Raw genomic sequence first — 14,758 nt, 5'->3', positions numbered from 1 at the left:
GGAGGCGGAGGGTCCTGACACTCTGCGGGTTTCCGCGGCGGGCTGGGCGAACGAGACTTGTGTCATGTCGGAACACGCGAATCTGCTCAAGCGCCACCGGGCGGTCATGCCGTCCTGGGTCGCGCTCAACTACCAGGACCCCATCGAGATCGTCGGCGGCAAGGGCAACCGCGTGACCGACGGCGAGGGGAAGGGCTACCTCGACTTCTTCACGGGCATCCTCACGAACATGCTCGGGTACGACGTGCCCGAGGTGAGGGACGCGGTGGAGCGGCAGCTCGCCACGGGCGTCGTGCACACGTCGACCTCATACCTCCTGCGGGGGCAGGTCGAGCTGGCCGAGAAGATCGCCCGGCTGTCGGGCATCCCGGACGCGAAGGTGTTCTTCACCAACTCCGGGACCGAGGCGAACGAGACGGCGCTGCTGCTGGCCGCGTACGCGCGGCGCAGCCAGCAGGTCCTCGCGATGCGGCAGAGCTACCACGGCCGGTCGTTCGCCGCGACGGGCGTCACGGGCAACCGCGCCTGGACGAACGTGTCGTTCTCGCCGCTGGACGTCCACTTCCTGCACGGCGCCGACCGCCAACTCCCGCAGTTCAAGGGCATGACGGACGAGCAGTACACCGACGCCTGCGTCCAGGACCTGCGGCACGTGCTCGCCACCGCGACCAGCGGGAACGTCGCGGCGCTGATCGCCGAGCCGATCCAGGGCGTCGGCGGGTTCACGATGCCGCCGGACGGTCTGTTCGCCGCGTACAAGAGCGTCCTGGACGAGTTCGGCATCCTGCTCATCTCCGACGAGGTCCAGACCGGCTGGGGACGGACGGGCCAGAGCTTCTGGGGCATCGGCAACCACGGCGTGACCCCGGACATGATGACCTTCGCCAAGGGCCTCGGGAACGGGTTCGCGATCGGCGGGGTCGTCGCGCGCGGCGACCTGATGGACGGCCTGCACGCCGTCGGGATCTCCACGTTCGGCGGCAACCCGATCTCGACGGCCGCGGCGAACGCGACCCTGGACTACGTCCTGGACAACGACCTGCAGGCCAACGCCGCCAAGCAGGGCGCGACGATCATCGGCGGGCTGGCGTCGGCCGCCGACCGGCTGCCGATCGTCAAGGACGTCCGGGGCAAGGGCCTGATGTTCGCGGTCGAGCTGGCCGATCCCGGCACCGGCGAGCCGAGCCCGCCGCTGGCCGCGGCGGTGATGGAGGCGGCCCGTGAGCGGGGGCTGCTGATCGGCAAGGGCGGCCTGTACGGCAACGTGGTGCGCATGGCCCCGCCGATGACCCTGACCGACGCCGAGGCGGCCGAGGGCCTCGGCATCCTGACCGCTTCGCTCGAAGCAGTGAATGAGGAAGCCACCCGATGAGCAAGCACGTCACGCACTGGATCGGCGGGAAGCCGTTCGCCGGGGAGGCGGCGCGGCGCGGCGACATCTACGAGCCCGCGTCGGGACGCCTCGCCGGGACGGTCGACTTCGCCGCGCAGTCCGAGGTCGACGCGGCCGTGGCCGCCGCGAAGGCCGCGTTCCCCGGCTGGCGGGACGCCTCGCTGTCGAAGCGCGCCGGCGTCCTGTTCAAGTTCCGCGAGCTGGTGAACGAGCACCGCGATGAGCTGGCGCGGCTGATCTCCTCAGAGCACGGCAAGGTCGTGTCGGACGCTGCCGGCGAGGTGGCCCGCGGCCTGGACGTCGTGGAGTTCGCCTGCAGCATCCCGCACCTGCTCAAGGGCGGGTTCTCGGAGAACGTGTCGACCCGGATCGACGCGTACTCGATCCTGCAGCCGGTCGGCGTGGCGGCCGGGATCACGCCGTTCAACTTCCCGGCGATGGTGCCGATGTGGATGTTCCCGGTCGCGATCGCGTGCGGGAACACGTTCGTCCTCAAGCCGTCGGAGAAGGACCCGTCGGCGTCGGTGCGGCTCGCCGAGCTGTGGGCCGAGGCGGGCCTGCCGGACGGCGTGTTCAACGTCCTCCACGGCGACAAGGCCGCGGTGGACGGGCTGCTGCACCACCCGGACGTCAAGGCGGTCAGCTTCGTCGGCTCCACCCCGATCGCGCGCTACATCTATTCGACGGCGGCGGCGAACGGCAAGCGGGTGCAGGCGCTCGGCGGCGCGAAGAACCACATGCTGGTGCTGCCGGACGCCGACCTCGACCTCGCCGCGGACGCGGCCGTGTCCGCCGGGTTCGGCTCGGCGGGGGAGCGGTGCATGGCGATCTCGGTGGTCGTCGCCGTCGACCCGGTCGGGGACGAGCTGATGGCCAAGATCAAGGAGCGGGTCGCCAAGCTCAAGGTCGGTCCGGGCGACGACCCGGAGTCGGAGATGGGCCCGCTGGTGACGCGGGCGCACCGCGACAAGGTGGCGTCCTATCTCGACAGCGGCGTCGCGCAGGGCGCCACGCTCGCCGTCGACGGGCGCGCCCCGGAGGTGCTCGGCGGCGCCGGGGACGGGTTCTGGCTCGGCCCGGCCGTCCTCGACCACGTCACCCCGGAGATGGACGCCTACAGGGACGAGATCTTCGGCCCGGTGCTGTCGGTGGTGCGGTCCGGCTCGTACGAGGAGGCGATGGAGCTGATCTCGGCCAACCCGTACGGCAACGGCACCGCGATCTTCACCAACGACGGCGGCGCGGCGCGCCGGTTCCAGAACGAGGTCGAGGTCGGCATGGTCGGCGTCAATGTGCCGATCCCCGTGCCGATGGCTTACTACTCCTTCGGCGGTTGGAAGGACTCACTGTTCGGTGACAGTCACGCGCACGGGATGGAGGGGGTCCACTTCTATACGCGCACGAAGGCGGTCACCTCGCGCTGGTTGGACCCCAGTCACGGAGGGGTGAACTTGGGCTTCCCGACCAGCGGTTAAACCGGCTCGCCCGGGCCGTTCCGCCGGTCGTTCTCGTCGGTTGTTTTCGTCGCGCCGCGGCCGACGAATAATGCCAACATCCATTGACGGCCGGTTTGCCGGGGGACACAATCTGACTGTCTCAAATAATGGAGACGAAATAAAAAGTCAGTGTGCAGGAGAGCCGCGCGATGAACGCAGTCGACCACGCAGCAGAGGTGGACGCGCTCGGCAGGCGATTTCCGGGCTGGACCATTTGGTTCGGCCCCTTCACCGGCAACTGGTGGGCGCTGCCGCCGAAGGACCGTGACGTCGGCGACTTCCTGGAGGCCGAGACCCCGCAACGGCTCATCGCACGGATCGAGGTGGTCGAGCGCACCGCACCGAAACGACCTGCGACCCGGCACGGCCGGTCCCGGCCGTTCCGCCGCGACCCCCGGCCCGACGTGCGGCGTCCTTCGAATCTCCTCCGTCTCGAAGGCGTCACACCGTCGCCGTCCGGCCGGGTTCCGGCGATCGCGTGGCCAGGCAGCACTGCAAGGTGATCCGCTGTTCCCCAACCTCGCCACGTCCGCCGGTGCCGCCGCGGCCCCGGGAAGGGCGGCAGTCCGCGCCATATCCCTCTCCAGCAACCTCCGTGTATGGCGCGGACGCCAGCACCCGCCGTCCCCCGGGGTCGCGGCGGTTTCTCCATTAATAACCCGTCCGAAACTTGCGGGCCGCAATCGGCGGCGGTATCGCGTTCCAATCGCGGCGCAATAGGACAGCCCGGTCTTACCTTCCGGCGACGGAACGGAAAAGGCGCGAGTGGGCGGACTTCGGCGGTCATCGACCGTTCCGCCGCAATTCGGAGGAGAAGTCGCCGCAGACCGGCGATGAACTCGTGCGCGGTCGCCGGCGCAGACGGGAATGGCAGCCGCACCGGAGCCGGAACGGAGTCCGGAACACCGTTCTTGGCGGGGTCGGGCGGCCCGGCCGTTGCGAAGACGCTACGCTGCGCCGACGGAGGACCCTTGCGCGCGAGGCCGGGAGGCGGGGGTCTGGGCACCGATCGGGGAGCGACATGCGGGTGAGGGCCACCAGGCGGGTCAAGGTGGGTGCGGCCGTCGCGGCCGCCCTCGCGCTGGCCGCCGCCGGCCTCGGCGCGTCCGCCGGCGGCGACGACAAGGAGCCGGTCGGCGTCGCCCAGGTGGCGAGCACCCTCGGGCCCGGCGAGGGGATGCTGAACCTCCTCACGCTGCCCGGCGCCACCGAGAGCGGCAGCACCGACCCGCGCGTCAACTGGGTCACCCCGTTCCAGGAGCGCACCGGCTGCAAGGTCGGCCTGAAGGTCGTGCAGACGCCGGAGGAGATGGCCGGCCTCATGCGGAACAAGGACCGCCGCTACGACGGCGTCGCCGCGCCCCCCGAGGTCGCCGGACGGCTCATCGCCGAGAACCAGGTCGCGCCCGTCAACACCGACCTCGTGGACGGCTACAAGAAGCTGGAGCCGAAGCTGCGCGGGCAGCTCAAGCACAACGGCAAGTACTACGGCATCCCGTACGTGTGGGGCGCCAACCTCCTCATGTACGACACCAGGGCCGTCCCGCCGCCGGGGAGCTGGGCCGCGCTGTTCGACCCCGGCCAGGCCCGCCGGTACTCTGGGAAGCTGGTCATGCGCGACAGCCCGCTGGCCATCGCCGAGGCCGCGCTCTACCTGAAGGGCAAGGAGCGCAAGCTCAAGATCCGCGACCCGTACTCGCTGACGCCGAAGCAGCTCGCCGCCGCCGGGCGCGTCCTCGCCGCGCAGCGCCCGCACGTCGAGCGGTACTGGGAGCGGCCCGCCGAGGCCGTCAGCGCGTTCGCGGGCGGGCGGGCCGTGCTGGGCCAGGCGTGGCCCTACCAGGTGGACGTCCTGAACCGCGCGTCCCGGCCCGTGCAGGGCGTCATGCCGTCCGAGGGCGTGACCGGCTGGATGGACGCCTGGATGATCGGCGCGCGGGTGCAGCACCCGAACTGCATGTACCAGTGGCTGCAGTGGACCGCGTCGCCGGACGTCCAGCAGCAGGTGGCCGAGTGGACCGGGGTCGCGCCCGCCAACCCGCAGGCCTGCTCGGGCGACCGCCTCAAGCCGGGGTTCTGCGCCGCCTACCACGTCGGCGACCGCGACTACCTCGACGACATCACGTTCGCGCACGCGCCGTCGAAGGCGTGCGGCAGGTCCGGGAAGTCGGAGGAGTCGGAGAAGAACGACTGCACCGACTACGCCGAGTGGACGAAGACGTGGATCGAGTCCACGAAGCTATAGCCGGCTAGTTCGAAACAGGCGGGGCGGCTGAGGTCTCTCCGGCGCGCCCGACCGCCCCCAGCCGGGCGCGCCTGCGGGTGGTCCCGGACTTCCCCCCGAATGTCCGGGTCACCCTTCTCCCTGGAGAGACCTCCTCGACGACGGCGCCGTCATGCGGAAGGGGCCGTCGTCATCGCCGGCGGCCGCTCCCCGACCGGCCGTCCGGCGTGCGTGCGCGACTCCCGAGAGCCCCGCCGTGCGCGGGGTACCGGCGGGGCGGGTGCGCAGTCGTCGCACGCGAACACCCCGGTCGAATCCGGCAGGCGGCCGACGCGGACGCGCGGCCGGGGCCACTTCTTGCGGCAGACGACGCAGGCGTCGCCCAGGCGCTGGGCTGTGCTCAGCCCGCCCGGGTCCACGGTCGGCTCGTCCGTTCGGCCCATGTACCCATCCCCCTGGCGGGAGTCGACGTCACGTACCCCCTTTATAGGCGGGGAAGGGTGTTGTCACCCTTGGCGCAGGTGAAAAGGGCGGCAAAGCCTCCCGTGTCGCCGGGCATGCGCTCTGGCCAGGGCATATGCCGACCAGCACGGTACGGTCCCCGGCCAGTTGCTTTGCTGTTTCTTTGATGGATATTGCGTACAAAGGAGGCATGTCGGACCGGAACGCGGAAACGCACGTCCGGCCGCACCGGCCCCGTCCCGCGCGGGCGCGCGAGACGCCGGCCGCCATCGTCGCCGCAGGCGTCCCGCTGGCGGCCGCGGTGGCCCTGGCGGCCGCCGCGCTGTCCCTGTACGCGGACGTCGGGAACACCGGCGTCCTCGCGGCGGTCATGATCCTGCTCGGCCTCGCCGGCCTCGGGCTCGTCGCCTGGGGCGTGCGGCGGGGCGTCCGGCGCGCCGTCGGCCGGACGCTGCGGCCCGCGGCGCGGCTCCACGCGGAGCTGGCCGGGATCGAGGACGCCGACCTGAGCCGCCGCGTCCCGGTGCCGTCCACCGGCGACGACGTCGAGCGGCTCGCCCGCCGCGTCAACGCGCTCCTCGGCAGGCTGGAGGGCGCGGCGCTCCAGCGGCGCGCGTTCATCGCGGACGCCTCGCACGAGCTGCGCACCCCCATCACCGGCCTGCGCACCCGCATCGAGCTCGCCCTCGACGCCCCGGACGACGGCGACCCCGTCGACACGCTCCGGCAGTCGCTGGACGACGTGGACCGCCTGCACCACATCGTCGACGACCTTCTCGTCCTGGCCCGCCTCGACTCCGGCGACCGGCCCGAGCTTGAACCCCTGGACCTCGGCGCGCTGGTGGAGGAGGAGGCGGGCCGCCGCACGCCGCCCGTCCCGATGACGGTCAAGGCCGAGTCGGGCGTGCTGGTCGCGGCGAACCGGCCGCGGCTCGGCCGCGTCCTGCTGAACCTGCTCGCCAACGCCGAGCGGCACGCCTTCTCGATGATCGAGGTCACGGTGCACACCGAGCCGGGGGAGGCGGTCGTCGAGGTCCGCGACGACGGACCCGGCATCCCGCGCGCCGACCGCGACCGGGTCTTCGAGCGGTTCACCCGGCTCGACTCCGCGCGCAGCCGCGCCGACGGCGGCAGCGGCCTCGGCCTGGCCATCGCCCGGCAGATCGCCGTCGCGCACGGCGGGCGCCTCTACGTCGGCGACGGCGCGTACGGCGCCCGCCTCGTCCTGCGCCTCCCGCTCGCCGACCCGCGCTGACCCTGCCGGCTCGCGATGACTTGGACCCGCCGGCGGCCGCGGCGGGACCCGCGGGCGGCGATGGCCGACAATGGACGCGTGATGCCTCCGTCAAATCCCCACGCGCCCGCCCGCGAGCTGGTCGTGCTCGGCTCCACCGGTTCGATCGGCACCCAGGCGCTGGACGTCGTCCGCCGCAACCCCGGCAGGTTCCGGGTGACCGGGCTCGCCGCCGGCGGCGGGCGGGTCGGGCTGCTGGCCGAGCAGGCGCTGGAGTTCCGGCCCGAGATCGTCGCGGTGGCCAAGGCGTCCGCCGCGCAGGAGCTGCAGCTCGCCTTCTACGCCGAGGCCAAGCGGCGCGGCTACGCGTCCGGCGACTACCCCATCCCCAAGATCGTCGCCGGTCCTGACGCCGTCGCGGAGACCGCGGCGTGGCCGTGCGACGTGGTGCTGAACGGGGTGACCGGCGCGCTCGGCCTCGCCTCGACGCTCGCCGCGCTGGACGCCGGCCGGACGCTCGCGCTGGCCAACAAGGAGTCGCTCATCGTCGGCGGCCCGCTCGTCAAGGAGCGGGCGCGGCCCGGGCAGATCGTCCCCGTCGACTCCGAGCACTCCGCGCTCGCCCAGTGCCTGCGCGGCGGCCGCGCGGACGAGGTGCGGCGGCTCGTGCTGACCGCGAGCGGCGGGCCGTTCCGCGGACGGAGCCGCGCCGAGCTGGCCGACGTCACGCCCGAGCAGGCCATGAACCACCCGACCTGGGACATGGGCCCCGTCATCACCATCAACTCCGCGACCCTCGTCAACAAGGGCCTGGAGGTCATCGAGGCGCACCTGCTGTTCGACGTCCCGATGGACCGGATCGGGGTCATGGTGCACCCGCAGTCCGTGATCCACTCGATGGTCGAGTTCACCGACGGCTCCACGCTGGCGCAGGCCAGCCCGCCCGACATGCGGCTGCCGATCGCGCTCGGCATCGACTGGCCGGACCGCGTCCCGGACGCCGCGCCCGGCGTCGACTGGACGAAGGCGCACACCTGGGAGCTGTTCCCGCTCGACGAGGACGCGTTCCCCGCGGTGGCGCTGGCGCGGCGCGCCGGTGAGCTGGGCGGAACGTTCCCGGCCGTTTACAACGCCGCGAACGAGGAATGTGTGGACGCGTTCCGCGCGGGACGCCTCCCGTTCCTCGGGATCGTCGACACGATCGCGCGGGTCGTGGACGAGCACGCGGCGGAGGTCGAGCACGCGACGGAGGTACGGACGGACGAGCAGGGGCCGGGCCAGGCCGGGGAGCTGACGCTGGACGACGTCCTCGCGGCGGACGGATGGGCGCGGACCAGGACCCGTGAGCTGACCGGAACCGACTGAGACACCGGAGGCCCGCCTCGCCCGCCTCCGGACGAGCCCGAGGAGACCCGATGGCGTTCCTGCTCGGCGCGGTGGCGTTCGTCGTCGCGCTGCTGCTGTCGGTGATGCTCCACGAGGGCGGGCACCTGGTCCCCGCCAAGCGGTTCGGGATGAAGGCCACGCAGTACTTCGTCGGCTTCGGGCCGACGCTGTGGTCGACGCGGCGGGGCGAGACGGAGTACGGCGTCAAGGCGATCCCGCTCGGCGGCTTCGTCAAGATCGTCGGGTACACGCCCCTGGAGGAGATCGACCCGGCGGACCGTCCGCGCGCGTTCTACCGGCAGCCCGCCGGGCGCCGCGCGATCGTGATCGCGTCCGGCGTCGTCGTGAACTTCGTGTTCGCGTTCCTGCTGCTCATGGTGATGGCGATGACGGTCGGCGTGCCGCAGTCCGGCACCGTGACCAGCACGGTCGACGAGGTGACGCCGTGCGTGCCCGCCGGGCCGCGGTCGGCGTGCGAGGAGGGCCGTCCGCGCTCGCCCGCCGCCGCGGCGGGGCTGCGCGCGGGTGACCGGGTCGTCTCGTTCGGCGGCACGCCCGTCTCGGACTGGGACGAGCTCACCAGGGCCATCGACAAGGCGAAGCCCGGCCAGACCGTGCAGATGGTGGTGCGGCGACCTGGGACCGCGCAGCCCATGACGCTGCCGATCAGGCTCGCGGACGTGGACGGCCGGCCGTTCGTCGGCATGTCCGCGAAGGTCGTCGGCGGCGGCTACGAGCGCGCGGGCCCGCTCGGCGCGACGGCGTTCGCCGCGCGCGCGACCGGCCGGACCGTCGCGGGCATCGGCGAGGTCGCGGTGGACCTGCCGTCCGCCGTCCCGAGGCTGTTCTCGCCCGAGCGGGAGAGCACGCCCGGCGGCCAGGTCGGCAGCGTGGTCGGCGCGACGGACGTGTCCGGCCAGATCTTCGCCTCGGACACCAGCTCCGCCCGCGACAAGATCGCGCTGTTCCTGTCGCTGGTCGTGTCGGTGAACATATTCCTGGGGGCGCTGAACGTCCTGCCGCTGCTCCCGCTGGACGGCGGGCACCTCGCGGTGGTCGGGTACGAGCGGGCCCGCGCGGCCGTCAACCGGATCAGGGGGCGTCCGGATCCGGGCACGGTCGACATGACCCGGCTGCTGCCCCTGACCTACCTGGCCGTCCTGGTGCTCGTGGGCCTCGGGGTGCTGCTGATCCTCGCGGACGTGTTCAATCCGCTCCAGCTACCGGAATGACAGAAAATGTTTACTTAGGGTAGTTGAATGGTCACATCCTTGATGGGCGGGCGGCGACCGTTCAGCGGTCCACGCCGCTTAGGCTTTGTATCGGGGCCGCGAGTCAGAGGAGAGGGATGAGCGTTTCACTGGGAATGCCGGGCGTCCGGGGCGATGGCGACGGGCGGGCGCCGGGTCTGAGCACGCCGCGCCGCACGTCCCGGAAGATCATGGTCGGGAGCGTTCCGGTCGGGGGCGACGCCCCGGTTTCGGTGCAGTCGATGACCACCACCCTCACCGCCGACGTGAACTCGACGCTGCAGCAGATCGCGGAGCTGACCGCGTCCGGGTGCCAGATCGTCCGGGTCGCGGTGCCGTCGCAGGACGACGCCGACGCGCTCCCGGCGATCGCGCGCAAGTCGCCGATCCCCGTGATCGCCGACATCCACTTCCAGCCCAAGTACGTGTTCGCCGCGATCGACGCGGGCTGCGCCGCCGTCCGGGTCAACCCGGGCAACATCAAGAAGTTCGACGACAAGGTCGGCGAGATCGCCCGCGCGGCCGCGGACGCGGGCACCCCGATCCGGATCGGGGTGAACGCCGGCTCGCTCGACAAGCGGCTGCTGGAGAAGCACGGCAAGGCCACCCCGGAGGCGCTGGTGGAGTCGGCGCTGTGGGAGTGCTCGCTGTTCGAGGAGCACGGGTTCCGCGACATCAAGATCTCGGTGAAGCACAACGACCCGGTCGTGATGATCGACGCCTACCGGCGGCTGGCGGCGGCCTGCGACTACCCGCTGCACCTCGGCGTGACCGAGGCGGGCCCGGCGTTCCAGGGCACGATCAAGTCGGCGGTGGCGTTCGGGGCGCTGCTGGCCGAGGGGATCGGCGACACGATCCGGGTGTCGCTGTCGGCGCCTCCGGTCGAGGAGGTCAAGGTCGGCCAGGCGATCCTGGAGTCGCTCGGGCTCCGCAAGCGCGGGCTGGAGATCGTGTCGTGCCCGTCGTGCGGCCGGGCGCAGGTGGACGTGTACACGCTCGCCGAGCAGGTCACCGCCGGGTTGAAGGGCTTCCCCGTCCCGCTGCGGGTCGCGGTGATGGGCTGCGTGGTGAACGGTCCAGGCGAGGCGCGCGAGGCCGATCTCGGCGTCGCGTCCGGCAACGGCAAGGGGCAGATCTTCGTCAAGGGCGAGGTCGTCAAGACCGTCCCGGAGTCGCAGATCGTCGAGACGCTGATCGAGGAGGCGATGCGCATCGCCGACGAGATGGGCGTCGAGATCGGCGAGGACGGAACGGTGTCCGGCCCCGGCGCGGACGTCGTCGTCAGCTGACGCGGCCAGTCGAAATGACCCGTCCTGTCGAGACGACGCCTCCTATCGGGATGACGCGTCCTGCCGGGATGTAGCGAACAGAACTGACGCGAGGGCCTCGGGTGCGAACCCGGGGCCCTTCTCCGTCTGCGGACGGTCTGCGTGACGGCCCGGATCCGGAACGTCCTGACTGATCACGAAGTTCCGCTGATCTTGTCACGATTCCGCATCCACTGGTGATGGGCCCTGTCCGGGCCACGTCCGGAACGCCAGAATCTTCACTCGTTTACCCGTATGTCTGACTCAACCGGAGTCGGCACGTTAGGGGGATTTGTGAAGAGGATCGTTGTCGTGGCCGCGGTGGCCTGCCTCGGTCTCACCGGTCTGGGCGCCACAAGCGCACAGGCCGAGAGCCCCTCCGCCGGAACGGCCGGAGGCTTCAACCCCGCCTCGCTCAAGTGGCACGCCTGCCCGGCGGACTTCGTCAAGACGGTGCACGACCTCTATGACGTCATCTACCCGGTCTCCAAGATCGTGCAGTGCGCCGAGCTGTCGGTCCCGCTCGACTACGCCAAGCCCGGCGGCACGAAGATCACGTTGCAGCTCACCAAGACGCCGCACACGGGCAAGGGCCCGGCCAAGGGCGACATCGTCGTCAACCCGGGCGGTCCCGGCGGCGGCGGCGCGCTGTTCGGCCCGCGCGTTTTCGCCCAGAACTCGGCCCCGATGCGCGAGGCCTACAACGTGATCGGGTTCGACCCGCGCGGCGTCGGCATGAGCGTCCCCGCCCTCACCTGCGACCCGAACTACGGCCACGCGCCGCGCCCCGACTACGGCACCGGCGACCGCGAGTCCGTCCAGACGTGGCTGAAGCTGACCAAGGCCTACGCCGAGAGCTGCGCGAAGAACGACAAGATCGGGCTGCTGGACCACATCAAGACCATCGACTCGGTCCACGACGTGGAGTCGATCCGGCGCGCGCTGGGCAACGACAAGCTCGACTGGTACGGCGCGTCCTACGGCACCTACCTCGGCTCGGCGTACGCCACCGTTTACCCGAAGAACGTCGACAAGATGGTGCTGGACGGCAACGTCGGCCCGTCCGACGTCTGGTACGACGCCAACCTCAACCAGGACGTCGAGTTCGACAAGAACTTCGAGTACTACCTCGGCTGGATCGCCAAGTACGACGCGACGTACAAGCTGGGCAAGAAGCAGCGCGAGGTGCGCGACTTCTTCTACGACCTGCGCGCCAAGCTGAAGAAGAGCCCGGTCCGCTACACCGACCCCGACAGCGGCCAGACCCTCGCCGTCGGGCCGGACGAGCTGACCGACGCCATCCTCAACGCCGGGTACCGGCGCAGCCAGGCCGTCTGGCACGGCTACGCGGCCGGGTTGGCGGCGTACAAGGCCGGCGACACCGCGACGTTCGCGCTCACCTTCGGCGGGCCGACGAGCGGAGGCGTCCCGGACAACGGCAACGCCGTCTACCTCGCCGTGCAGTGCACCGACGTCCAGTGGCCGCTGAGCTGGAAGAAGTGGCAGCGCGACAACGACCGGATCAACCGCAAGCACCCGTTCGAGACGTGGGCCAACGCCTGGTTCAACGCGCCTTGCCTGTTCTGGGGCGCCAAGGCCGGCGAGCCGGTCGACATCGGCCGCACCCGCGACCTGCCGAAGAACATCCTGATGTTCCAGTCGACCCACGACGCGGCCACGCCGTACGCGGGCTCGCTGGACATGCAGCGCAGGCTCAAGGGTTCGCGCCTGGTCGTCCAGGACGGCGACCGCACGCACTGCATCGTGCACCGCGGCTCCGCTGAGGTGGACGCCTACTTCGACGCGTACTTCCTGCGGGGAGAGCGTCCGGAGGAGCGGACGGTCCACGTCCCGCAGCTGGGCGACCCGACCCCGCCGGCGCAGGCGTCCGCCAGGACGCTCGTCGGCACCGGATCGCTGACCGCCGCGCGCCTGAAGGCGGACATCATCCGCTGACACACGGACGCCAACGGCCGGTAGGCCGTTCGTCAGTGCGGGCCCCGGGGAGCGATCCCCGGGGCCCTTGCGCTGAGCCGTGCCGGACGCCCGCGCTGAGCTGTGACGGGTGCGAACGCTCCGCAACATCACGAAGTTCCGCTGATCTTGTCACGATTCCGCATCCACTCAGACCGGGCTCTGCCGCCATAACCGACATAGCCGCCAGAATCTCCCACGCAGTTCGCATCCGTTATGCATCGGCGTGGCTCCCCCCACCCGCGTCCGGCCCCCCTGGGCACCCGCGTCCGGGCACCCGGAGCCGCCGATCTGAGGGGGTCAGGTGAAAAGGATTCTTCTCGTCACGGCCGCGGCGGTCGTGGCGGCAGGCGGCACCGTCGCCGCCGTCTCCGTGAGCGCGGACGGCGGGCGGCCGAGCGCCGCCACGGTCGCGGCCACGGGCATCGACTGGGGGAAGTGCGAGGTCAGCGGCCCGGACGACCCGATGAACAACGCGCAGTGCGCCAAGGTCGAGGTCCCCCTCGACCACGCCCGGCCGAACGGCCGCAAGATCTCCATCGCGGTGTCGCGGTTCAAGCACACCGACGAGAAGAACTACCAGGGCGTCCTGTTCGTGAACCCGGGCGGCCCCGGCGGCTCCGGGCTGGCGTACGCGCCCGCGCTCGCCCGCTGGATCGGCGGCGCCGGCCACCCCGAGGTCGCCGCCAAGTACGACATCATCGGCTTCGACCCCCGCGGCGTCGGGTCCAGCACGCCCCAGCTGAGCTGCGACCCGCACTACTCCGACCCGATCCGTCCGGACTACGTCCCCGGTTCGTGGAAGGAGGAGCGGGCCTGGATCGCCAAGTCCAAGAAGTACGCGGAGGACTGCACGAAGAAGTTCGGCTGGCTGCTGCCGCACATGCGCACCACCGACGCCGCGCGCGACGTCGACGCGATCCGCGCCGCCCTCGGCCAGAAGCAGATCAGCTGGTACGGCTTCTCCTACGGCACCTACTTCGGCGCCACCTACGCCACGCTCTACCCCAGCCGCGTGAAGCGGATGGTGATGGACGGCAACGTCAACCCGAAGAACATCTGGTACGACTCCCAGCTCGAACAGGACAAGGCGTTCGAGCGCAACATGAAGTCCTGGTGGGCCTGGACCGCCAAGTGGGACTCGGTCTTCCACCTCGGCACCACCGGGAAGGCCGTCGAGGCCAAGTACTACGAGGCCCGCGCCGCGGCGAAGAAGTCCCCGATCGCCGGGAAGATCGGCCCGGACGAGCTGGACGACATCGTCCTGTCCGCCGGCTACAACACGGGCTTCTACATCCCGTTCGCGCAGATCCTCTCCCAGTGGGTCAACGACGAGGACCCGGCGGGCCTGCTCGACTGGCTCAACCCGGGCGGCGACGACAACGGCTTCGCCGTCTACAACGCCGTCCAGGCCGCGGACGCCAAGTGGCCGCGCAACTGGAACAAGTGGCACGACGACGCGGTGAAGCTCTACGAGCAGGGCTACCGGTTCAACACGTGGAGCAACGTCTGGTACAACGCCCCGGTCGCGTTCTGGCCGTTCAGCGGCGGGCCGGAGTTCAGGCTGAAGGGCGACCGGCGCCTGCCGGGCATGCTGCTCGTCCAGTCCACGCAGGACGGGGCGACGCCGGTCGAGGGCGGGCTGGAGATGCACAAGGTCTTCCCGTCCTCGCGCCTGGTGTTCGAGCTCGGCGGCAAGACGCACTCCAACACCCTCAACGGCAACGCGTGCCTGGACGACAAGGTCGCCGCGTACCTCGACACGGGTGCGCTGCCGGGAAGCCGCCGCGGCCCCGACGCCTACTGCAAGGCCCTTCCGGAACTGAACGACCCGGACCCGACGGCCGTGCGGACCAAGGTCGCCGGAGCCACCTCGGGCAAGGACCTCCCGGTCGGACGCCCGTAGCACGGTGAACTCGTGGCGTGGCCCCCGGTCCCGGACCGGCGGGCACGCCACGATTCGTTTCGTGACGCCGTTTGACGGGACGCGTCCCCATTCGGTCAGGAATCGCGCGATATCAGGTTCGCGCTG

10 protein-coding genes are annotated in these 14,758 nt (G+C 71.1%); all 10 read left to right on the top strand.

The window, feature by feature from the left end; all coding sequences use genetic code 11:
* Nucleotides 1-64: 64 nt before the first annotated feature.
* Nucleotides 65-1,372: an aspartate aminotransferase family protein gene (locus ACH35V_RS11220; protein ID WP_395971810.1), complete on the top strand. Its 1,308-nt coding sequence runs from the start codon at nucleotides 65-67 to the stop codon at nucleotides 1,370-1,372.
* Nucleotides 1,369-2,868 carry a CoA-acylating methylmalonate-semialdehyde dehydrogenase gene (locus ACH35V_RS11215; protein ID WP_395971809.1) on the top strand — a complete coding sequence of 500 codons (1,500 nt, stop codon included), beginning with the start codon at nucleotides 1,369-1,371 and terminating at the stop codon, nucleotides 2,866-2,868. The genes ACH35V_RS11220 and ACH35V_RS11215 overlap by 4 nt, the downstream gene beginning before the upstream one ends.
* Nucleotides 2,869-3,038: 170 nt before the next feature.
* On the top strand, nucleotides 3,039-3,392 hold the full coding sequence (locus tag ACH35V_RS11210) for a hypothetical protein (protein ID WP_395971808.1): 354 nt from the start codon (nucleotides 3,039-3,041) through the stop codon (nucleotides 3,390-3,392).
* A 518-nt stretch (nucleotides 3,393-3,910) separates the two neighbouring features.
* Nucleotides 3,911-5,134, top strand: coding sequence for an ABC transporter substrate-binding protein (locus ACH35V_RS11205; protein WP_395971807.1), 1,224 nt, complete (start codon nucleotides 3,911-3,913; stop codon nucleotides 5,132-5,134).
* Between the two features lie 556 nt (nucleotides 5,135-5,690).
* Nucleotides 5,691-6,830 (top strand): sensor histidine kinase, encoded by a 1,140-nt coding sequence (locus ACH35V_RS11200; protein ID WP_395971806.1) that lies wholly within the window; start codon nucleotides 5,691-5,693, stop codon nucleotides 6,828-6,830.
* Nucleotides 6,831-6,911: 81 nt separating this feature from the next.
* Nucleotides 6,912-8,174 (top strand): 1-deoxy-D-xylulose-5-phosphate reductoisomerase, encoded by a 1,263-nt coding sequence (gene dxr, locus ACH35V_RS11195; RefSeq protein ID WP_395972047.1) that lies wholly within the window; start codon nucleotides 6,912-6,914, stop codon nucleotides 8,172-8,174.
* A gap of 50 nt (nucleotides 8,175-8,224) precedes the next feature.
* Complete coding sequence (locus ACH35V_RS11190) at nucleotides 8,225-9,427, top strand: M50 family metallopeptidase (RefSeq protein ID WP_395971805.1); 1,203 nt, start codon at nucleotides 8,225-8,227, stop codon at nucleotides 9,425-9,427.
* A gap of 116 nt (nucleotides 9,428-9,543) precedes the next feature.
* Complete coding sequence (gene ispG, locus ACH35V_RS11185) at nucleotides 9,544-10,734, top strand: flavodoxin-dependent (E)-4-hydroxy-3-methylbut-2-enyl-diphosphate synthase (protein WP_395971804.1); 1,191 nt, start codon at nucleotides 9,544-9,546, stop codon at nucleotides 10,732-10,734.
* A 312-nt stretch (nucleotides 10,735-11,046) separates the two neighbouring features.
* Entirely contained in the window at nucleotides 11,047-12,708 is a 1,662-nt protein-coding gene (locus tag ACH35V_RS11180) for an alpha/beta fold hydrolase (protein ID WP_395971802.1), read from the top strand.
* Nucleotides 12,709-13,030: 322 nt separating this feature from the next.
* On the top strand, nucleotides 13,031-14,632 hold the full coding sequence (locus tag ACH35V_RS11175; protein WP_395971801.1) for an alpha/beta hydrolase: 1,602 nt from the start codon (nucleotides 13,031-13,033) through the stop codon (nucleotides 14,630-14,632).
* Nucleotides 14,633-14,758 lie beyond the last annotated feature (126 nt).

This window comes from Actinomadura sp. 1N219, from assembly GCF_044326405.1.
Classification (GTDB): domain Bacteria; phylum Actinomycetota; class Actinomycetes; order Streptosporangiales; family Streptosporangiaceae; genus Spirillospora.
This window is presented reverse-complemented; position numbering and strand designations above follow the sequence as displayed.

Bases quoted from the DNA above. Each gene is read 5' to 3' on its own strand.
- ACH35V_RS11220 (WP_395971810.1), top strand. From the start codon at position 65: ATGTCGGAACACGCGAATCTGCTCAAGCGCCACCGGGCGGTCATGCCG.
- ACH35V_RS11215 (WP_395971809.1), top strand. From the start codon at position 1,369: ATGAGCAAGCACGTCACGCACTGGATCGGCGGGAAGCCGTTCGCCGGG.
- ACH35V_RS11210 (WP_395971808.1), top strand. From the start codon at position 3,039: ATGAACGCAGTCGACCACGCAGCAGAGGTGGACGCGCTCGGCAGGCGA.
- ACH35V_RS11205 (WP_395971807.1), top strand. From the start codon at position 3,911: ATGCGGGTGAGGGCCACCAGGCGGGTCAAGGTGGGTGCGGCCGTCGCG.
- ACH35V_RS11200 (WP_395971806.1), top strand. From the start codon at position 5,691: ATGCCGACCAGCACGGTACGGTCCCCGGCCAGTTGCTTTGCTGTTTCT.
- dxr (WP_395972047.1), top strand. From the start codon at position 6,912: ATGCCTCCGTCAAATCCCCACGCGCCCGCCCGCGAGCTGGTCGTGCTC.
- ACH35V_RS11190 (WP_395971805.1), top strand. From the start codon at position 8,225: ATGGCGTTCCTGCTCGGCGCGGTGGCGTTCGTCGTCGCGCTGCTGCTG.
- ispG (WP_395971804.1), top strand. From the start codon at position 9,544: ATGAGCGTTTCACTGGGAATGCCGGGCGTCCGGGGCGATGGCGACGGG.